Origin of the sequence: Bacillus sp. NPDC077411 (assembly GCF_044543425.1) — a bacterium.
Taxonomy (GTDB): Bacteria; Bacillota; Bacilli; order Bacillales; family Bacillaceae_G; genus Bacillus_A; species Bacillus_A bruguierae.
The window spans coordinates 25863-47453 of record NZ_JBITWA010000029.1 but is presented as its reverse complement, the minus strand read 5'-3'; the positions used below and the strand labels follow the sequence as shown (position 1 = coordinate 47453).

Genomic DNA, 21591 nt, shown 5'->3' with positions numbered 1-21591 from the left:
ACGAACTAAGAAAAAGAAGAAGTGATTATTTAAGGAGTGAAACCCGTGGAAATTAGAAAAATAAGTGTAACAGATATAAATCCAGCACCGTATAATCCGCGTGTTGATCTTAAACCTGGTGATGCTGAATATGAGAAATTAAAACGTTCTATTGCGGAATTTGGTTATGTAGAGCCGCTTGTATGGAACGAAAATACAAAAAATCTTGTAGGAGGCCATCAACGATTTAAAGTCCTGTTAGTACAAGGGATACAAGAAGTAGAAGTTTCTGTTGTTAAGCTAGATATAAATCAGGAAAAAGCGTTAAATATCGCACTTAATAAAATTAGTGGCGAATGGGATTATGATGCTCTAGGAGAGTTGCTGCAAGAATTATCAACAGAAGAAATCGACGTAGAATTAACAGGATTTACTTTTCAAGAGATAGAGGATCTATTTGAAGACTTGAACATAGAAGACCTGGAAATTTCACACGAAGAAGCAGAAGACGATAATTTCGATGTTGAGAAAGCACTAGAAGAAGCAACCGAAGAGCCTATTTGTCAAAAAGGTGATGTATGGTTATTAGGTTCTCATCGTCTTATGTGTGGCGATAGTACTAATACAGAAAACATATCAATACTTATGAACGGTAAAGTTGCTGATATGGTATTTACAGACCCTCCTTATAATGTGAATTATGAAGGGAAAACAGAGGACGCTCTTACCATTGCGAATGATCAGATGGATGATGAATCGTTTTATCAATTCCTATATGATGCGTATACAAATATGCTTCAAGTAACTAGACCAGGAGCAGCTATTTATGTTTGTCATGCTGATTCGGAAGGTGTGAATTTTCGTAAAGCATTAAAAGACTCTGGTTGGTTATTGAAACAGTGCATTATTTGGGCTAAGAATACGTTTGTTATGGGAAGGCAAGATTACCATTGGCAGCATGAGCCTATATTATATGGTTGGAAGCCAGGAGCTGCACATACGTGGAATAGCGATAGGAAACAAACTACTGTATGGGAATTTGATAAACCGCAACGTAATGGAGAACACCCTACAATGAAACCTGTCGGTATACCAGCAAAAGCGATACAAAATTCATCACATAAAGGGAATATCATATTTGAACCGTTTGGCGGGAGTGGAAGTACGTTAATTGCAGCGGAACAACTACACCGTTCTTGTTACATTATGGAGTATGATCCAAGGTATTGTGATGTAATTATAAGACGTTGGGAAGAGTTAACAGGTAAAAAAGCAATAAAAGAGGAGTAAAAGGACGGGCATCCTAATACTCCTCTTTTTCATAAGCAAGAGAACAATCCCTTGCAACAGAGATAGTGCTTTGACGTGGCCACGTTATTTTGCTGTCACTATCTCTATCGTTTCTATAATAATGAGAAACGGGGATTGTTTCAATGAAAACTCAACTTTTAGATATAACAAATGCAGAAAATCAACTTTTAATTGAAGAATTACAAGCATATGAGGAAGAACAAAAAGACCGCAGTACTTATCAAAAAGTAGTAAAAGCAGCTATTGCACAGTGGTATAAAGATTTGCGTGAAGGGAATATAAAATTCAGTTCGGTTAATGATCTGGAGCAGCTGCTGCAATTAGAAAAGAAACTGCGTGAAGAAGAGTTATAAGATAAGAGGTGAATGTATGATTTGGTTAACATTACCCATCGGATGCGTGTTAATCCTATTATATTGTGTGAGAAATGCTAAGGAAGTAGATGAATCCACGGATTTGTAATGAAACAAACTCAAACTCGAAGGTATGTGTAGGAGGTGGTGATATGAGAGGTGGCTAGAAAAAGAGATCCTCGACGGGATGAGGCCAAAAAAATATGGTTGGATAATGAAAAGTCCGGAAAAGAAAATAAATTAGTTGATATTGCAAAACAAATTGGAGTTCCTGCGAATACAGTTCGAAAATGGAAAGCGCAGGATAAATGGGAAGATGAACTAAAAGGGAGCGCTCCTAATGATAAAAAGAGCGCTCTTATTAGTAAAGGGAACGCTCCTAAACAAAAAGGTGGGCAACCTGGTAATAAAAACGCAGTAGGAAATAAAGGTGGCGCTGCCCCTACCGGAAATAAAAATGCGGTAGGAAATAAGGGCGGTGCTGCTCCGCTGCGAAATGGGAATGCTGTTAAAACAGGTGAATACCGAAGTTTATGGCAAGATGCTCTAGATGAAGAGGAACGAGAATTACTGCAAATCGATGAAATAGATCCTGTCAAAGAGTGTATGGATGCCATTCAATTATATACGTATCGTGAAATGTTCATTATGAAACGCATTAGAGCATTACGTGAGGGGTTAACGCCCGTACAGAGGCGGATTGTAAAGGCACGCACGCCAGTTAAAAAAGTCATACAAGTTGAAGACCCGCTGCAAGGCGGATATAAAAGTATGACAAAAGTCGAGCATGAAATGATAGAGCAGAGCATAGAAGAATTAGAAGTAGATAGGATTTCAGCTGTACTGGCTCATGAAGAAGCGCTGACTAGGATACAAAGTAAAAAACAAAAAGCAGTAGAGCTGCTTCATCAATTAACAAATACAATTCCTCGTAAGCAAGAAATAGAGGAAAGAAAGCTTGCTATCTTAGAAGAGAAGTGGGAAAAAGAAAAAGGTGCAGACAACAACAAAAACAACCAGTCAAAAACATGGGTGGGCAGTTTGGAAGAGGTTTTTGCAAAAAGAAAAGCGAAAAGGAACGAATCCTAATCGCTATTTAATCTTTATCCATATATAAAGACTCAATTGCATTTATTTTATCTTCTTCACGAACACTTCGATATCTGGTAATCATGGCCGGGCTTTCATGTCCTGTCATTGTTTGAATTGTTTTATCATCATATCCATTGTCTACTAAGTCTGTCACAAATGTATGGCGAAACTTATGAACATTCACACCATAGTCATTACAAATTTTTTGGACAGAGCGAACGCTTATGCGTTTTTGTCGGTTACTAAGGAATAAAGGATCTGCTGTACTTTCTCTTGATTTTAGGTAAAGTTCAATTGCACGACGCGCTTCTTTATGAAGTGGTATTTTTCGTTCTTTGTTCCCTTTACCTTGCCGAACAGTAAGGATTCCTTTTCGATCGGATATTTCTATATCATCTCTATCTAATGCAGTAAGTTCCGAAACACGTATCCCTGTATATATGAGAGTAAGGATTATGGCCATGTCACGTTTATTATGGCTGCGATCTACCTCACGCATTATACGCAGTACTTCTTTTCGTTCCAGGGCAATTGGTGCTTCGCGATATAAGTTAGGTGCTTTGACAATACGAATATCGTTTATACATTCTTCTTTCTTGGTGAATCTAGCAAAGGCTCTTAGAGCTGCATAGTGTGCATTGATCGTTGCAGCACTTTTCTTTTTTGCTGTGAGACTATCTATGTATTGCTGAACATCGGAACGAGAGAAGGAATACAAATCTGCTCCGGCAGTATCTAACCATTTTTCAAACTGAGTTAATTTGTATTTATAACTACGAGTTGTTTGAGGACTCTTTCCTCTATCAATTTCGTGATCGATAAATTCATTTAAGATATGCATGAAACACACTCCTTTTAATTACACGCAATATTTTTTATTAGATAAATGCAGGCCTATATCCCATGAACCTGCATTGTTGCGTTTCGTATTACTTACATTATAGCGTGTAATATAAATTACACGCAATTATTATTTTTGAAAGAGAGGGATTACTTTTGGAGGGTTCATCTAATTTTTTAGCAAATCGTTATTATGAAGAGATAAAACATTTTGTGATGAACTCACAAATAGTATCTCTTTATGAAATACAAATGAAATTTCAAGTAGGATATGTAACAGCTGCACGCATAATCGATCGTCTTGAAGCGGAAGGAATAATTGATTCTTATGAAACTTGTATGCCTAGAAAAGTGTTAATGAGGTGTAAGGATGACGATTCCGTATAATGTAGCAGCAGATGAAGAAGTCATTCAAGAAATGATGACACAGTTACTTGAAATATATGTAGATGATCCAGTTGCATTTGTAGAGGATATTCTAGAAGCAGAACCCGATGAATGGCAGCGGAATGTTTTGTATGATATAGCAAATCATCCTCGTGTTTCTGTTCGTTCTGGGCAAGGTGTAGGGAAAACGGCAATGGAATCATGGGTTGTTATTTGGTTCCTTTGTTGTCGGCCATATCCAAAGGTTATTTGTACTGCACCTACAAAGCAGCAGCTGTACGATGTACTTTGGGCAGAGATAGCCAAATGGCTTAATACTTCTAAAGTTAGCGAGTTATTAAAGTGGACCAAAACGAAGATATACATGAAAGGCTTCGAAGATCGTTGGTTTGCGACTGCTAAAACAGCAACCCGCCCAGAGAATATGCAAGGTTTCCACGAAGATTATATGTTGTTTATTTGTGATGAAGCATCTGGTATTGCTGACGACATCATGGAAGCTATACTAGGTACCTTATCTGGTGCAGAAAATAAATTATTTATGTGTGGGAACCCTACTAAAACTAGTGGGGTCTTTTTTGATTCTCATAATAAAGACCGTGCTATGTATAAGTCGCATAAGGTTTCAAGTATGGATTCACCACGAACAAGCAAAGAAAATATTGAAATGCTCAAAAAGAAATATGGTGAAGGATCAGACGTATATCGTGTTCGTGTTGAAGGTGAGTTTCCACGAGGCGAAGCAGATGCATTTATTTCATTAGAAAGTGCAGAAGCAGCACGCATGAGAGAAGTATACAAAGTTGAAATTATAGGTGATGAAACGGAAGAAGCGACAGTAAAAGAAATTATTCCGGATACAGCGGTTGTAGAAATTGGCTGCGACGTTGCTCGTTTTGGTTCAGATGAAACAATTATAGCGACAAGGCGTGGATGGAAGTTGCTGCCGCTACAAGTCCATCACCAAAGAGATACAATGTATGTCACTGGTTTGCTCATAAAAGAAGCGAAACAGTACTTCTCCTGGTGTGAACGTCATGAAAAGCGCATACCAATACGTATTGATGATACGGGTGTTGGTGGAGGCGTTACAGACCGTTTGAAAGAAGTTGTTGCAGAGAATGATTATCCCATTGATGTAATACCTATTAACTTTGCAGCAGGCGGGAATGCTGAATATGCGTGTATTGTAAGTGTTATGTATGGTCATTTCAAAGATAACTGCTTGGAAGAAGTTTCATTGCCAGATGATGAAGATTTAATTGCACAATTATCTGTACGGAAGTATCAAATTACTAGTGATGGCCGTATAAAAATTGAACCAAAAAAAGCTATGAAAGACCGTGGACTAAAGTCACCGGATAGGGCTGAAGCAGTTGTAATGGCATTCGCTCCATTCTATCCAAGAAAACGTGATCGTTCTGTACGTCCAAATCGAAGCAGAAAGAGAAGGGAGGTATAAACATTGTCTAATACAGTACGCGTAAAAGTAGTGAAAACAGAAGGTGCATCTGCTACTACTCAACAAATATATGAAGATCCTTTTCAGGGAATGTATGAGAGTGATGATATTATACAACCGCCATATAGCATACGAGAATTAAAGCAGATTGCAGAGTATTCTACTATCTTACAGCAATGTATAGAAGCATATATTACTAATATTGTGCAATTTGGTTTAACTCCACAGTATGCATTCGATTATAGAGCTGCGGATGAAATAACAAAAAGTAAGGCAGATGTAGAATGGGAAAGATTACGTTTCTTTTTAAAATACCTTAACTTCGATGAAATCCCAGAAACAATATTATCCTGGGCTTTAGCTGATAGAGAGAAAACGGGAAGTGGTTACTTAGAAGTATTGCGTAATGGAAGAGGAGAGCCCTGCAGCATTGAATATATGGATTGTACAGATGTTCGAGTTACTAAATATACTTCTCCTGTAAATGTAGATTTTGTTGTAATGGAAAATAATGTACCGAAAAGTATTACTGTTCCAAAGCGTTTTAGAAGGTTTGTGCAAATACGAGGGAATAAAAAGGTATTCTTTAAAGAATATGGAGATCCACGTATTTTAAATAAAAATACTGGTGAATTTGTGGTAGATGCTACTTCTATTGGAGAAGAGGATATTGCAACAGAGGTTATTCACTTCAAGATTGGTCCAGAAGCTTACGGGAAACCTAGATATTTGGGTAATATTATTTCTTTGTATGGTGCTAGAAAAGCAGAAGAATTAAACTATTATTATTTTAAACAAGGGCGACATGTTCCTGCTGCAGTAATTGTAGAAAATGGTCAATTAACAGATTCCTCATTCAATGAGATTCAAGAGTATATGAAGAGTGTCGAGGGTGTTGATAATGCTCATAAATTCTTATTGCTTGAAGCAGAAGGGATAGAATCCAAGAACTTTAAGGGGGAAGAAGATATAACTCCTGTTAAAGTGCAAATTAAATCTTTAGCAGAAATGCTGCAACAAGATGCATTGTTCTTGGAGTATGATACGAAAACAAGAGATAAGCTACGTTCTGCTTTTCGCTTACCACCTCTATATACAGGTGAGTCACAGGATTATAATAAGGCAACGGCACAAACTGCAAAGCAAGTAACAGAAGAACAGGTATTCGTCCCTCAAAGGAATGCACTATCTGGCAAATTGACAACAATGTTTTGCCAATCGTTGCAACTGCATTATGTATCTATCACGCTAAAAGGACCAAATACAAGTGATCCAATTGAAAAAGCGAAAGCGATTATTCCATTATTAAATGGTGGCGGTATAGTTCCAAATGATTTAAGGGATTTAGCAGCTGAAATTCTTGGGAAGGATCTGGAACCTTTAACATATGAGGGAGCTGATGATAAGCCATTCCAATTACTCGTTGCTGCAAATAAGTCACCGGTTATAAATTCACCTGCAGTTATAGATGGAGCAGCTACTCCTGTGGCGAAATCTTATGATAAAGATATCATCAACGTTCTTAAAAACTTACAGGATTATTTAGAGGAGTTGCATGCGAAATGAACAAATTAAAAAAGCTGCTCCTTTCTATAAATCGTATTGTAAAAGCAGCTGAAGATGATATAGCGCAGGAACTTCCTGAAGATATGCCAGGGGCAGACAACTTACAGACCTTTATGAATGAATATGAAAAGAAAATAGCCAAATTGCTTAGAAAACAAATGAAATACTACTATGATGCTATTAATCAATATGGAGAAGCCGATGAAGTCGTAACAGATGCACTGCTTACTTATTTCGAAGAGGAATTATTTATAAATGATATTTTTGAAGCAGACATGTCCACTCTTACCGAAGAAACATTCATGGTCATAATAGCAGTATTATGTGCAATTATCATGGAGGCAGTTGATCCAGACATTTTATTTGAAGAACTATCGGGAACAATTCAAACAGAAGTAAGTAATTGGTCGCTACAATTAGCGGCTTTTCTATTTCTTACAACTAGAAATGGAATTATAAGTACGATTGCAAGTGCTATAACATCGAATTTAACACTTTCTGCACTTGCTACTCTTATTAAAGATCTATCTGTATTCAATCGAAGCAGGGCGTCTAGTATTGCACAAAATGAGGTTTTAACGGCGCTAAGCATGGCACAACAAGAAAGTTATAGTCAAAGTCCTGCTGTAACAGGGAAGATGTGGGTGCATACTGACAGGCAGGAAGGTGATCCGCGTGCAAATCATGTGAAAATGGACAGCGTGGAAGCAACAGTTGATGAAGAATTTGAGATTGCAGATTCTACCGAAACATGCATGTACCCACGTGAACCTAAGTTGTCTGCTGCGGAACGTATTAACTGTAATTGTGTCATTTTCCCAGTTGTTGATGGTAAGACATTGCGTTTAAGTAAAGAAGATAAAGAAGCTATAAGAGAACAATATCTCGCTGAAAGGAGAATTAATAATGCCTAAAAGTAAAAACGTTGTAATAGGCATGTTTATTTGTTCATTGGGAGGAGGTGAATTAAGTTGACAGTACGAGAATTGAAAAATGCAGAAATCACACATGTTTCTTATGTTGATAAAGCAGCAAACAAACGTAAGTTCTTTTTAACAAAAGCTGCCGAAAAGCCTACATTTCAGAAAGAAGTGAAGCTGCTTGTTAAGTCAGATGATCCGCAGAAGCTTGTATATGGCGTTGTATATGAACCAGGTGTAGCTGATGCTCATAATGATTTTATGACTGCAGAAGAGATTGAAAAAGCTGCTCATAAGTTTATTGCAGATGCCCGTAATATTGATACACAGCATGATTTTGAAGCGGGAGCAGGTGAAGTAGTTGAAAGTTACATCGCACCTGCTGACTTTGAAGTAAATGGCCAAACAGTTCAAAAGGGATCATGGGTTATCGTTACCAAAGCTACTGATGAAATTTGGGAGCAAATCCAAAAAGGTGAAATTACTGGTTATAGCATGGCCGGGCTTGCTGAGGTAGAAGAAAAAGAAGAAATTTCGAAAACAGAAGATGGAATGTTTAAGTCCTTTATGAAACATATGGGGGCTTTTTTTAATGGCGCTTCAATCATGAAAGGTGAAGTGCGCGATAATTATGCAAAGAATCAGCAATATCGTAATGTATGGGCTGCTTGGGATAGCTTAGAAAACGCTTATTATGGTTCTAAATGGGATAATTATACGTCAGAAGCAGTTGATTTTGATCGTCTGTTAGTTGCAATACAAGATTTTTCGGAAATTATCCAAGAAATCCGTGAAGGCGGAGATGTTGCTATTGCGAAAGCATTAGAAATTAAACCAAATATATCTCTTGCAGCAGAAATTGAAAAAGCTGGTAAGAAAATAAGTGGTGTAAACATGGAAGATATTGAAGCTGCATTCACAGCATTACAAAATATTAAAGACCGCGTAAGCGATGAGGAGGAAACTGAATTGAAACTAGAAGATATTACAAAAACAGTAGAAGAAGCAGTTAAAGCTGCTACTGCACCTATTAATGAACGTTTGGAGAAATTGGAAAAAGGAGAAGATCCAGGTACTGGTGGGGAAGAAGGAAATGAAATTGTAAAACAAGTAGAAGAAGTTGTTAAATCTGCTTTAGGACAATTATCAGAGCGTTTAGATAAAGTTGAGTCCGCTCGTGGTATCAGTAAACAGGAAGAGAAACATGAAGAGCCACAACCAGTACAAAAATCTGTCTGGGAAGGCCTTTTATAAGTCACTAGGAGGAGGAAATAAATTATGACAATGTTATCAAATAAATCTATCATCGAAAAAGCAGCAGTAACGCTTGCTTCACTCTCTGCTGGGGGATTAATGAATACAGAGCAGTCAAATCAATTTTTAAGAATGGTACAAAATGCACCTACTATTATTAAAGATTCTCGTTTTGTTCCAATGTCCTCTGATTCTCGTAAAGTAGAAAAAATCGGATTTGGTTCTCGTATTTTACGACCAGGTGCAGAAGGTGTTGCACTAGCAGATAAAGATCGTGCTGTACCAACAACAAGTACCGTTAAATTAAACGCAAAAGAAGTTATTGCAGAAGTAAATATTACTTACGATACACTGGAAAATAACATCGAAAAAGATAAACTTCAAGATTCAATTATGCAAATGATCGCTGAACGTGCTGCACTTGATATTGAAGAGTTAATTATTAACGGTGATAAGTCTTCAACTGATCCATATCTAGCACTTTTAGATGGACTACGCAAACAATCTACATCACATGTTGTTGATTTTGCATCTGGTGCTTTCTCAAAAGATGTTTTCAAAAGAGCTTACAAAGCCGTTCCTGCAAAATATTTAAGAAATCCACGTGAATGGAGATATTATACATCGACTGGTTTAGAGCTTGAGTGGAAAGACCAAGTAGCCAATAGACAAACGAATTTAGGGGATGCAGCTTTAGAAGGTGGATTAGCTAATGCTTATGGTGTTGGTGTTCAAGGTATTTCTATGCTGCAACCATATACAGATACTACAAACACTGTTTCAGATATTATATTGACACATCCAAAGAATATCCTAGTAGGAATGAGCCGTAATATTAGCATTGAAGTAGATAAAGATATTCGTGAACGTAAATTTATTATTGTTTTAACAGCAAAAATCGATACGAAATTTGAAGAAGAAGATGCAGTAGCGAAAGTTATTAAAGTTAAAGAATAAGGAGGGTTCTTATGTATTATGCAAAATTAGTTAAAGGTAAAACCTATGATGTGCTAGATCATAGGTTTGTTGATGGTGTAGAGCAAAAAGTAAATGAAGAAGTATACGATTACTTAAAACAAAATAAGCAGTTCGAATTATGGGAGGCAGATGATAATACACATGCCTCCCTTTTAAAATCTGATGGTGAAAAATACACGGAGCAGGACCTCAAAGCATTAAAGAAAAATGAACAAGAATCAATCATTCGTTCTCTTACAAAAGGTGACTTCATTCAAGAAACAAAAAATGAACAAGAGCGTATTGCATTGATTCTTGAGCTACAAAACCAAGTACAGGAGTAATAGTTATGCCACTTATTACCCCTGCTCAACTTATTGATTACACGATGTTTGATGAAGTAAAGGAAAGAGATCCTAAGCTTCTTCAAATGGATATTGTAGAAGCGCAGAATGATATTTTTGAGGATACATCGGTAGACTTTGATGATAAAGAGAAGTATCCAACCATTCCGGAAGTTGTAGAAATTGCATGTTTGAAATTGGCTCAATACTATGCTCTTACAAATTCTGATGAAGCAGCACATGAGCAAGTGCAATCGCAGCGGATCGGAAACTATTCGGAGCAAACAACTGGTTATGTAAAGCCGAATGTCTCAAGATTACTCAGTAAATGGATTAAGGATAAAAAACGCAGTGGAACAACTCAATTGCGTATGAGGAGTATTTAATCATGAGCAGCAGAGCATTTAAAAGACTACTTATTCATCGATGCACTTTCATAAAACAAAATGCTGTTATTGGCCAGGATGAATATGGTCGTGATATTTATGGTGAAGAAGAAATAAAAGATATTCCTTGCCGATTTGATGAAATGAAGAAGAAAATCCAAAAGAACGATAATGCTATTGATGTTATTATTCAACCTATTCTTTATATAGCTGCTCCGCAAGAAATAAGCGAAACAATCAAAATAAAGGATATAAGAGATGTGAACGACACCTCTATTTTATCTGGTGTATACGAAGTTAAAGAATTAGGGCCGAAATATACAAGAAAACGACTTCATCACTATGAGGTAGAGCTGCAAAAGGAGCGTGATTAAATGGCAATTAACATTAAAGTATGTTTGGATCCACAAGCACGCCAATTCGCACAGCAAATACCAGGAAAGCTGAAAGAAGCACGAAAAAATGCAGTGGAAGCAGCTGGAAGGGTTTGGGCTGATGAAGCAAAAGTAATAACACAAGAGGACGATCATATTGATACTTCTCTTTACATTAATTCTATTGGTTATTTGACTACCATTCCTTATACAAATAAAAGTGGTAAGGGTGAGCGTGTTGCTACGGAAGCGGATGTAGTTCATGAATTAACAGAATCTACAACAAGTACAAAGCTAGAAACTGGATCCGATGTGACTTATGCTGCTCCTTTGGAAGCAAGGTATAACATCATGGCTCGTGCGTTAGATCGTGCAGAGCCTCGTATGCAGCAAGTAGCTGAAACGCAAGTTCGATTAATTTTAGAATAGGAGTGATACAGTTTGATTGATTATATTGATCCAATCCCTCATGTTGTACGCTTCTTTAAAATATTTGGTGTCACTTGCTACGGGAATAGTTTCCCTATTAATGTGAAATATCCATGCATTTGTGTGAAGTCGGCTGGCGGTAGAGGATTTACTAGATTACAAGTCACTTCACGTTCTGAAAAAGATGATATTGAAGCCATGCAAGTATTAATCAATGCAATTAATATCTTGGAACGACATACATCATCTATTACAGGATTAAAAGTGCAGTGGTGTGAAAAAGAAGGAACTCCAACTCCTTCATTTGATACAGAAGCAAATAAACCGCAAGCGTGGTGCTATATGCGATTAGAACATTTAGAAGCATAGGAGGGGATTACATGGCCACAAAAACAAAACAAAAGAAAAAGATTATATGTAATGGTCCCGTTGAGAGAAACGGGGCCATTTTATACCGATTAAGAGATAATCTAGACATTTATCCTGGACAAATCTTAGAAATTGGTACAGACGAAAATATGATTACACAAGAAGAAGCGGAGCAGCTGCTGTCTGTTTCGACTTGGAATTTTAGTGAGGTGACTGAATAATGAGTAAAGATTTATTTAAAGTAAATGCAAATGACATTATCGGTGGAGCAGGCCGTTTAGCTTGGGCACCATATGGTGTAGAACTTCCTAAGAAAATCAGTGATGCTATGGATTTATCAACATATGATTTACTTGGGCCTTGGAAAGACTTAGGTTCTACTATGGAGGGCATCACTCTTGCACGTAGTTATGAAGAAGAAGGAACGCAAGTGGATCAAGTGCAAGGTGATGTAGAATCATCTATTACTAACTGGGTTAATACACTTTCTACTCAATTGGCAGAAAACAATATGGAAAATCGCCAACTAGCATTGGTTGGTAGTCCAATTATTGAGACACCACCAACATTAGGTACAGCAGTGAAAATAAAAGGCGCCTTAGCAGTTGGGGGAACTATTCTTTCATTTGATGCTGCTCCAGGTGCAGATTTTAAGCCAAACGCATATGTGAAAATTGGTACTGAAACAATCCGTATTGCAGCTGTCCAAGGAAACATAGTTACACTCGAAAAAGGTGTTACTAATGCATATGCAGCTGCTACTGATGTTATCCCTGTAAAAGAATTGGGAACAAAGTCTATTGCTTATGGTACACCGACTGAGGTTCCATTTATTTCTTTACTTTTAATTAGTCAGAAGAAAGACGGAACATTAGTAATGGCCGTTTTCTATAAAACAAAAGTAAGTGGTGAATCAAAAGAGCAAGTGTACAGCAAAGCGAAACGTACATTGCCATTCGCATTAAATGCCTACGCACAGGGCGGCGTAAATGTGAAAGAAAACATTTATTACGAGGTAGAACAAGTAATTTCATAATAGTGGTCACCTTATCAAAAAAAGAAAATTGTACGCTTAGACACGATTTTGACACATTTTAATCGGTTCCCTGTACGTTAAGGAACCAGTTATTTAATAGGGAGGAAATATAAATGAAGAATATTTTAAATGCAATTGATTTCGGTGAAAACATAGGGGAAATTACATTGTCTAACGGGCAAATCTTACCGATTCCTAAACTTTCACTTAAAAAACTGATAATGATTGTAAAGTTCATTGGTATTGATGGGATTCGTATGTATGATAATATCCGCGAAACTCTTATTGATCCTAATTTAGAGGGATTTGAACGTTATGTAGTAATCTTAGAATCTTTAAAGGAAGAACAATTAATTCGTATTTTTTCTATCACTCTTGATATCTCAGATCAAGAAGCGCTGCAATTAGATTTAAATGAAATGTTAGACATTTTAATTGAGTATGCTGATAAAACGAACCTTGGAAAAACTTTTACTCAAGTCCGGGAGTTGTACAAGAAGCTGTTCAAGAAAGAGCTACCGGACTTCAAAAATCTAATGGACAAATTCTTCCCAGCAATGCCGATGGAGGACATTCCATTGAACATGCCTGGAACAAATTTATCCAAGGAATTATCTCAACAATAGAATTTGTTTCAGCGTATTACGGATATACAGAAGAGTATGTATTGGATCATACTCCAGAATGGCTTATAAGAAAGAATAAACAAGCATTAAAAGATAAGTACGATAAACATGTGCATACTGTACAGCAACAAATGCAGGGGTACATGTTATTATTTGACTCTATTTTTAATGCAGGGCGAAATACAAACGATATTCTTCCTCCTACTTTAGAAGAAGCCATAAAGCAGCAAGAAGAAAGAAAAACAAATACACCAACAAATAACGACCAGGACCAATATAGAAAAGATCAATGGTGGATTAAGAAGCCTGAACAAGAAAATGTTTAGGCTTCTTTTTATTTTTGAGGAAAGGAGGAAGATGAATGGGAAATGCAGGGCGTTCTACAATTGATATAACTGCAGATGATAGGCAGGCAAGACGGACATACAGTAATTTTTTCGATTATATAGAACGAGCAGGTCGTAGAGTAGAACAACGGATGCGAAACTTTAATCCTATTGGCGCAATTGAGCGAGAAGTGCAACGTTCCTCACAAAATATTGGAAGACCAATACGTAATCTTCCAGATCATTTACGTGGATTTGATGCAGCTTTAAATGCAACGCGTATCGGTTTAAGAGAAACTGCACGAGAAGGCGTTCGTTCATTTGATGAACTAGCAAATGCAGCAGTGAGAAATCGTGTGAGCCTGGACAGAATGATGTCAGCGAATAGCAGTGGGAAAAGTGCAGCAAGATCTATTCAAGAATTAACAGCTCATGTAAGAGAAACACAATTAGCTGTGATGGGTCTAAATCACAATGGAACTGCTCGTATTAGTACAGAACAAGCGCAAGCACAATTAAGACGATTCCAATCAGAAGTTGCTAATACACGTAGGCGTTTAGAGGAATTACGTGATGCTGGCGATTTTTCTTCATATGAATCTGGTATGCGTGTATTAGAACATCAAATGGCGCAAGTTGATAGAGCGATGAGAGCAGCTGCACAAGGCGGACATGCATATAACAGCATGATTAATCAGCTAGGTGTTCATACGCAAGATGCAGCGAACAGGGCAACTATTGCAATGGAAGCGTATCGCGAAAGTTTTATGCGTTCTGTTGAACATATGAATGCAATGAAAACACAATCTCAAAAGATGATGGATGCTCTTGGTGATACAAGTCGTATACAACGTATTGATAGGGCATTTTTGCAGGTTGGCGATAGACTCGAACGCATGGCCAGAAGTGGTACAGCTGCAAATATTGCTTTGCGACAACTTGGGCCAAACGCAAGCATGAAAGATTTAATGGATCGTATACGTCTAATTAATACGGGTTTAATGCGTATGCAACAAGTAGCAATGGTTGCTGGTGTTGCATTGGCTGGATTTACAGCTGTTATGGCGAAAGCTTCTATTGGGCCAGATCCCGCAGAAATTCGTAAACAACAAGCGGATATTACAAAGATATATGAAGACGAATTACAAAAGCGGACTGATGCAATTTATAATGCTTCAAATATATTTAAAGAAATGAAAATAGAGCCTGTTAAATCGGAGTTTTTAACGAAAAATCTTGATGAACAAGTTGGTATTTATAAACGGTGGGTAGATAATATGAAAAATCTATCTGGCCGAATACCTGTCGAGATGAAAGAAGAACTCTATAAAATGGGGCCAGAAGCAGCCGGTGAGATAAAAGCTTTACGTGACATGTCAGAGCCGGAACTTGCTCATTACGTTGAATTATGGAAAGAAAAACATAAGTTAGCAAGAGAAGCTGCATTAGATGAATTAGGTAGATTACGTGAGGAAACAAAACAAAAGATCAAAGAGTTGGAAGATAGCTTAAAGCCGCTTGGAATTGCATGGGAGAAATTCAAGTCTACCTGGGCTGAGGCACTTGCACCATTTGTTGAAATTTGGGGTGAGCTTGCAGCTGTTGTAGTGGATGCAGGTACAAAAGTTGGTGAATTTATTAATAAGCTCAATGAATTAAATCCGGATATCGTTAAGCTTATTGGGATGTTTGCTTACTTATTCACTGCTTTTACGGTAATTTTAGCACCAATGGCCATTGGTATTGGACGAGCCCAGGGAATGAGAGCTGCTTTTACTTTACTGTGGACTACAATCAGTCCTCTTGTACTAGGATTCCTTAGAATAGCTGGTATGGCATCCCTAGTATCAGCTGCACTTGTTATTCTAGGTGGAACAATAATGAAATTATGGAAACACTCTGAGTTATTCCGTAATTCCATTGTAAACGGCTGGGAGCAGATAAAATCCACGGTTTTAGATGCAATAGACCCTTTGACTTCTAAGTTTCAAGAACTTTTACAGGCGTTCCTTACGTTCATTAATGCTCTTGTAGGTAACGAGGGTACTAGTAGTACAGAAAGTTTCTGGAAAGGACTAGGGGACGCAATAGGTAAAGTTATAAATTTACTTGTCCAAGGTCTAATTCCAGTCATTAAATTTTTAATGAAAATTTGGACTACCGAAATTTCATTAGTCATTGATGGAATCACTGCTGTTTTAAAAGCGCTGACTTATGTGATTGATAAGGTGAAGGAGTTTTCATCTGCCATTTCTGCTATTTGGAGCGGTAATGATGGTAAAGCAACATCTATACTAGAACGGTTAGGTTTTTCTCCAGAAGCCACAAAAGATATTATCAATAGTATCAATGATATTAAGAAAAATGTATTTGGTTTGTATGAGAAATTGCAGCAAGGAGCAGAAACGGCAAAAAAATATGTCGATGCGTTATTTGCTGCGTTTAAAGGTGATACAACACAAACTGTTAAATTACTTGAATCTTTGGGTCTATCCGATCAAGAAATACAATCATTCTTAAAAGCAATTGAAAATGTCAAAAAAGCTTTTAAAGAATTTATAACATTTCTTAAAAATGAAATACTCCCTAATTTCCTCTCGTTCTTTAAAGATTTTTCTAGAATCGTAGGAGATTTGTTAGGAGTACTTTTTCAGTTTATTGGAGGATTCGCACAATTTTTAACTGCGTTACTTTCCGGAGATTGGAACGGTGTTGTTGAAGGTGTAAAAACCATGTTCTCAGCGTTTTCACAGGCCGTAAAATTAAACACCGAACTTTTAGGATCACTTTTAAAACTGCTGTTTAAAAATTTATGGGCTCTCTTACCAGATAGCATGACTGATCCAATCGAAAAAGCAGTTCAAAAAATACAACAGTGGTACAACGATACTATTAAGTTTTTTGAGGACTTACCTGGTAATACAAAAGCGAAGCTGAACGAATGGGGCAACAATATAGAGACGTTCTTTAATGAGCTGCCAGGCAAAGCGAGAAATAAACTAGATACATGGAAAACAGATATTTCTAATTGGTTTTCTGATAAAGCTAGTGACATCAAGAAAGATCTTGAGACTTGGTGGGTTGAAATGGGGAATTGGTTTGATTCTATTCCCAGTAAAATATCAGCCAAGCTAGTCAGCTGGAAAGAAGCTATAACTCAATGGTTCAAAGAACAGAACGATGAAAACATTAAATTCTATGAGCAACTATGGAATTCTATGTCTGAGTGGTTTTCTTCTATTCCAGACAAACTTAAATCTCAACTGAGTGAATGGGGAACAGCCATTTCCTCCTGGTTTGATGAAACTGTTTCTCTGTGGGGAGACAACCTCGAAAAATGGTGGAATGGACTCGTTTCATGGTTTGATGAGACGACATCTCGTTGGGGAGAGCAGCTTGAAAAATGGTGGAGCTCAATAGTAACATGGTGGACTACTTTACCAGACCGCATGAAGGAACAACTAGAAAATTGGTGGAGTTCAATTTCTTCCTGGTTTGATGAAACTACATCGAGATGGGCAGAAAACCTCGAAAAATGGTGGTCTTCCATCACAGACTGGTTTTCTAATGCTCCATCGAGAATAAAGGAACAACTAGGGACATGGTGGTCTAGTATTTCTAATTGGTTTTCTGAAACTGCATCAAATTGGCAGTCTTCTTTAGAAACATGGTGGACTGAAATTAAAAATTGGTTTAGTGGTTTGGCTACAAAGCCGGAAATAAAAGGCGCTGCTACTCAATCAATGGATGAAATGAAAAAAGGTTATGAAGAGAAGAAACCGGAAATCATTGATAAGTTAGGCGAGGTCATTGTAGATGCATTTATCGCCATTTTAGAAGGCGCAGGTATTATTGCATTAGCTGTCGGTAAAGAATTGTTACAACGATTCATTAACGGTTTGGCTGGCGAACAAAAAAATGCAGAAATTACGGCTGATACAATCGGTAAGGCTGTCCTAGGAATCTTTGAAAATATTAACTTATTTAGCGCAGCTGTTAAAATAATACGGGAATTTGGCAATGGTATTGAGGATACTTTTGGTAGTGTTCGAGACACTATTAGTGGATGGATTGATAAAATCAAAAGTTTGTTCGACTTTAATTTAAAGTTACCAAAGATTGAACTCCCCGAACTACCTAGACTTCCACAACCGAAAATTGTTGGTGACTTTAGTTTGATGCCCCCATCTGTCCCAAGTATTGAATGGCATAGAAAAGGTGGTATTTTCAATAAGGCTACTGTCATTGGATTAGGGGAAGCCGGAAAAGAGGCTGCATTACCTCTAGTTGGTAATGCAATGGATCCATTTGCCGATGCTGTATTTAATCGTTTAGCGGCTCGAATGAAAATATTTTTCGATAAAATCATAAATCAATTAAATAGCGTTGGAAATGTAGATTCTTCTGCCATGTTAGGGAAAATGTCAGATGCTATTTCTGGATCATTACAAAGCGCCATGAATAGTTTTAATGTACAACAGTTTTCCCCTAATATAGATCCGCGATATTTATCACAATTTACTGGAGCAGATCCGACTGCACAGCAAGCGCAACAATCTATCGATGGGCAACCAGTAAATATTGACCTTACACAGCCAGTTAACGTATATCTTGACGGAAAATCAATCTTTGAAATAGTGGAAAAATACCGAATCCGCAACGAAAAAATTAAGAAAGTACAGGGGAAATGATGAACTATGATGGATAAAGGGTTAGACACTAGATTTTTATTTCCAGATGGGAACAGCATCTCTCTTAAAGAGCAGTTAAGAGTTAAAACACTAGGATTTACTCCTTCTGCTCCAAAGGTGGAACGGCAGAAAGAAAAAATACCGGGGAGCTACGGTATACGTACAACATCAAGTACGTATACTGAGTTTCCTGTTTCACTTCGTATTTGGATTGAATGTAAAGATACACAAGGTGTACAAGAAAAACTACTGGAATTGAGGGGGTTTTTCGCTCGATTACAAGATTACTATCTAGTGTATTCTGATATGCCTGGCATTCGTTGGCCAGTTCAGTACGAAGATATGCAAGAAAATCGAAAGGCTGGGCAGGTTAAGTTTGAATGTATCGTCAATTTTAACGTGCCTACCGGCTACGCTGAGAGCCTTTTTACAACTGATAATACAAAAGAATGGGACAAGGGATTATTGCAGTGGGGCATGGGCATAAAGTGGGATGAGGACATGTCCTATGTGTACGACGAAAGAAAATTTGATGTACTCAATATAGGAACTATAGACATCAATCCTGCACAACATGAAATTAAGTGGCTCATCAAAGCAAACTTAAGCCGAATTAAAATTAAAAATGTCACAACTGGCGATCAGCTTATCTATTACAATGCTGGTAGGGATGAACCAGGCGTATTTGTTTTAGATGGAATTCACATTACAGATCAGAACGGAATAAGTCTTGTACGATTTGCAGATGAAGGTGAAATTTGGTTAGCTACAGGAAAGAATCGAATAGAAATAGATGCTCTAGAGTACGAGTGGTGTAAGATCATCACTCGTTTTTATTATGCATAGAGTGAGGTGAAAAAATGGTATCTCTTAGAAAAAACTATGTACATTCTGACATTAGTGCAAATGAGCGTATGAATTTGAATGAAGAAATCGACAATTTATATAGCAATGATATAGAACTAGAAGGTCTTTATCGGGATGTATTGAGGTTATTCACCGCATTCCAAAGTCGATATTACGCTGATAATGCTAATTTAATCGATGCAATTAAAAAAGGTGATAAATCTGTACAGGATGTAGTAGAACAAATGATCCGTGATTTCCTTGCTGCTAAACCATCAAATTTTGATGAAGTTGTGGCAGCGCGACTAGGAAAAGCAAACTTGCGTGATCTGCTTCAAGAATTAAAAAATAAATTAGATGGTACAGATTTATTCCAAAAAACCAAGATTACAACGGATGCAGGAATATTTGAACGTTTAAATGAGACTGCAACCGCTGATAAACCAACGGATTTATTCGACTATTTTAGCAAAGAGTTTAAAATTTATCAGTTTATGGGTGGAACAACTACCAATCCTATTCTTAATGCACCTGCAAAGTGTGGGAATGGTATTTTATTCCCGTTATTGTTTGCAAAAAACAATTCTTCTATAGGTATCCTATACGATTTTGATAACCAAAAAGTGTGGATGTCTAAAAAGAATGGAACGAACGCCCCAGGAGCATGGAAAGCACTAGCTTTTGAAGGTGCATACGATGATATTCGCAATGAAGTAACGGTTGCTAAAGGTAAGTATTCTTCTTTAGAAGCCGCTATTATTGCTGCTAACCCAATTGTATCTAGTGCCTACTTTGGAGCAACTGGCGATGGTACAGACCAAACAGAAGCAATGCAAAGAGCATTAGATGCAGCAGAAAATAAGAAGTTAGACATTCCATATGGGAAAGGTACATATAAAATTTCATCAACTCTTTATATTCCGAATGGATGCACAATAAGTGTCCATCCACGTGCGAAATTTATATGGGCCGGATTGCCCGGCATGTTTATGTTTACTAACAAAAACAACAATCCAACTACAGGTGGATATGATAAATCTCGTAATATCACCGTAAAAGGCGGTATTTTTGATATGCAAAATGCTAGTGCTTATGCATTTGGTTTTTCGCATATGACTGATTTAACAATAGATACAAAGATTATTAATGTTAAAGATAAAAATGGTGTGCTGCTTAATGGTGTAAAAGATTATGATATTAGAATTCAAGCAGAAGGATTTTCTTCTGCTACTGATCCAAACTATGTTGTCGCGTTAACCATAGCTACTGCAGATACAGACTTTAACAACCCTGTTGCAAAACCTTTCGATAAAACACCTTGCATCAATGGCACTGTGTTTATTAAAGCAAATAATATCAAACGTGGCTGCGGTGAGAATAAAGTTGTTGATGGAGTAAAACACAGCAAACTCAATTACGACTGTGATATTAAAAACTGTGTAGAACATGTCGGTCTATTTACAAATATCGAACGTTTACGAACAAATGCCATAGACATGGAAGATGTGGGCCACGGTATACATTGCATTATTGCGAACGATTCCATATACGGTATTGAAATTTATGGTGTCCGAGCAATACGAGGGAAATCAAAAACTTCTCGTGCGATTTGGATTCAGTCCAAACGTGGGGATACTGCTCCACAATTCCAAGCAGTAAACATTGAAAGACCGAAGATTGATGATTTCGGGGCAGGTATTATAACCGATTGGGGGCAGCGAATTACGGTTGTTGCTCCAGATATCACACGGTGCTGGGAAGATGGTCTGTGGTGCTATGGAACACTAGATTTCACTTTAAACGGTGGGTATTTCAAAGAAAATAATCGTAATAACTGGGATTCCAGAGCGGATGTTCACATTGGCGAGTACAGCTTCACAACATTTAGAGCAGTTGTACAGAACGCACATTCAAGAACAATGCGTATAGAAAATGTTCAAGATACTAAAGTTGTTGATAATGTGGTTGGTCCGACCGGTGTTGTACAAATTGGTACTAATCACAATTGTGAGATTGATCGTAACTTAAAAGTCGGTTGGTGAT

General features: G+C 37.3%; 22 protein-coding genes. 21 read left to right on the top strand and 1 reads right to left on the bottom strand.

Features of this window, described 5'->3' with window-relative positions; genetic code table 11:
• Window positions 1–45: 45 nt before the first annotated feature.
• The 3 genes from ACIGHG_RS23595 (at window position 46) to ACIGHG_RS23585 (ending at window position 2732) form a co-directional block, all read left to right on the top strand.
• Window positions 46–1269 carry a site-specific DNA-methyltransferase gene (locus ACIGHG_RS23595; protein WP_396550855.1) on the top strand — a complete coding sequence of 408 codons (1224 nt, stop codon included), beginning with the start codon at window positions 46–48 and terminating at the stop codon, window positions 1267–1269.
• 143 nt (window positions 1270–1412) lie between these two features.
• Window positions 1413–1643 carry a hypothetical protein gene (locus ACIGHG_RS23590; RefSeq protein WP_396550853.1) on the top strand — a complete coding sequence of 77 codons (231 nt, stop codon included), beginning with the start codon at window positions 1413–1415 and terminating at the stop codon, window positions 1641–1643.
• Window positions 1644–1802: 159 nt separating this feature from the next.
• The gene (locus ACIGHG_RS23585; protein WP_396550851.1) at window positions 1803–2732 is read left to right on the top strand and encodes a phage terminase small subunit-related protein; all 930 of its coding nucleotides are present in this window, start codon (window positions 1803–1805) and stop codon (window positions 2730–2732) included.
• A gap of 7 nt (window positions 2733–2739) precedes the next feature.
• Here ACIGHG_RS23585 and ACIGHG_RS23580 read toward each other — a convergent pair whose 3' ends face one another.
• A complete protein-coding gene (locus ACIGHG_RS23580) occupies window positions 2740–3576 on the bottom strand; it encodes a tyrosine-type recombinase/integrase (protein WP_396550849.1) in 837 nt (278 codons plus the stop codon).
• Window positions 3577–3731: 155 nt separating this feature from the next.
• Between ACIGHG_RS23580 and ACIGHG_RS23575 the strand changes: the two genes are divergently transcribed.
• From ACIGHG_RS23575 to ACIGHG_RS23490, 18 genes are all read left to right on the top strand, one after another.
• Window positions 3732–3962, top strand: coding sequence for a DNA translocase FtsK (locus ACIGHG_RS23575; RefSeq protein WP_396550848.1), 231 nt, complete (start codon window positions 3732–3734; stop codon window positions 3960–3962).
• Window positions 3946–5424, top strand: a complete 1479-nt coding sequence (locus ACIGHG_RS23570; protein WP_396550846.1) for a DEAD/DEAH box helicase family protein — start codon at window positions 3946–3948, stop codon at window positions 5422–5424. Before ACIGHG_RS23575 ends, ACIGHG_RS23570 begins: the two co-directional genes overlap by 17 nt.
• A 3-nt stretch (window positions 5425–5427) precedes the next feature.
• On the top strand, window positions 5428–6990 hold the full coding sequence (locus tag ACIGHG_RS23565; protein WP_396550845.1) for a phage portal protein: 1563 nt from the start codon (window positions 5428–5430) through the stop codon (window positions 6988–6990).
• Window positions 6987–7904: a phage minor head protein gene (locus ACIGHG_RS23560; RefSeq protein ID WP_396550843.1), complete on the top strand. Its 918-nt coding sequence runs from the start codon at window positions 6987–6989 to the stop codon at window positions 7902–7904. Before ACIGHG_RS23565 ends, ACIGHG_RS23560 begins: the two co-directional genes overlap by 4 nt.
• A 57-nt stretch (window positions 7905–7961) precedes the next feature.
• Window positions 7962–9164: an XkdF-like putative serine protease domain-containing protein gene (locus tag ACIGHG_RS23555; protein ID WP_396550841.1), complete on the top strand. Its 1203-nt coding sequence runs from the start codon at window positions 7962–7964 to the stop codon at window positions 9162–9164.
• Window positions 9165–9194: 30 nt separating this feature from the next.
• On the top strand, window positions 9195–10121 hold the full coding sequence (locus ACIGHG_RS23550) for a phage major capsid family protein (RefSeq protein WP_396550880.1): 927 nt from the start codon (window positions 9195–9197) through the stop codon (window positions 10119–10121).
• A gap of 11 nt (window positions 10122–10132) precedes the next feature.
• A complete protein-coding gene (locus tag ACIGHG_RS23545; protein WP_396550839.1) occupies window positions 10133–10465 on the top strand; it encodes a YqbF domain-containing protein in 333 nt (110 codons plus the stop codon).
• Window positions 10466–10470: 5 nt separating this feature from the next.
• Window positions 10471–10851 carry a protein YqbG gene (gene yqbG / locus ACIGHG_RS23540; RefSeq protein ID WP_396550837.1) on the top strand — a complete coding sequence of 127 codons (381 nt, stop codon included), beginning with the start codon at window positions 10471–10473 and terminating at the stop codon, window positions 10849–10851.
• A 2-nt stretch (window positions 10852–10853) separates the two neighbouring features.
• Window positions 10854–11225 (top strand): putative minor capsid protein, encoded by a 372-nt coding sequence (locus ACIGHG_RS23535; RefSeq protein ID WP_396550835.1) that lies wholly within the window; start codon window positions 10854–10856, stop codon window positions 11223–11225.
• Window positions 11226–11654 (top strand): hypothetical protein, encoded by a 429-nt coding sequence (locus tag ACIGHG_RS23530; RefSeq protein WP_396550833.1) that lies wholly within the window; start codon window positions 11226–11228, stop codon window positions 11652–11654.
• Between the two features lie 12 nt (window positions 11655–11666).
• Window positions 11667–12023 carry a hypothetical protein gene (locus tag ACIGHG_RS23525; RefSeq protein ID WP_396550832.1) on the top strand — a complete coding sequence of 119 codons (357 nt, stop codon included), beginning with the start codon at window positions 11667–11669 and terminating at the stop codon, window positions 12021–12023.
• Window positions 12024–12034: 11 nt separating this feature from the next.
• A complete protein-coding gene (locus ACIGHG_RS23520) occupies window positions 12035–12244 on the top strand; it encodes a hypothetical protein (RefSeq protein WP_396550830.1) in 210 nt (69 codons plus the stop codon).
• A complete protein-coding gene (locus tag ACIGHG_RS23515; RefSeq protein WP_396550828.1) occupies window positions 12244–13059 on the top strand; it encodes a hypothetical protein in 816 nt (271 codons plus the stop codon). The genes ACIGHG_RS23520 and ACIGHG_RS23515 overlap by 1 nt, the downstream gene beginning before the upstream one ends.
• Window positions 13060–13172: 113 nt before the next feature.
• The gene (locus ACIGHG_RS23510; protein ID WP_396550826.1) at window positions 13173–13685 is read left to right on the top strand and encodes a hypothetical protein; all 513 of its coding nucleotides are present in this window, start codon (window positions 13173–13175) and stop codon (window positions 13683–13685) included.
• A gap of 41 nt (window positions 13686–13726) precedes the next feature.
• Entirely contained in the window at window positions 13727–14011 is a 285-nt protein-coding gene (locus ACIGHG_RS23505; RefSeq protein ID WP_396550824.1) for a hypothetical protein, read from the top strand.
• A 35-nt stretch (window positions 14012–14046) separates the two neighbouring features.
• Window positions 14047–18702 (top strand): hypothetical protein, encoded by a 4656-nt coding sequence (locus ACIGHG_RS23500; protein WP_396550822.1) that lies wholly within the window; start codon window positions 14047–14049, stop codon window positions 18700–18702.
• 6 nt (window positions 18703–18708) lie between these two features.
• Window positions 18709–19548, top strand: a complete 840-nt coding sequence (locus tag ACIGHG_RS23495) for a phage tail domain-containing protein (RefSeq protein WP_396550820.1) — start codon at window positions 18709–18711, stop codon at window positions 19546–19548.
• Between the two features lie 14 nt (window positions 19549–19562).
• Entirely contained in the window at window positions 19563–21590 is a 2028-nt protein-coding gene (locus ACIGHG_RS23490; protein WP_396550818.1) for a hypothetical protein, read from the top strand.
• The last annotated feature ends 1 nt before the right edge of the window (window position 21591 follow it).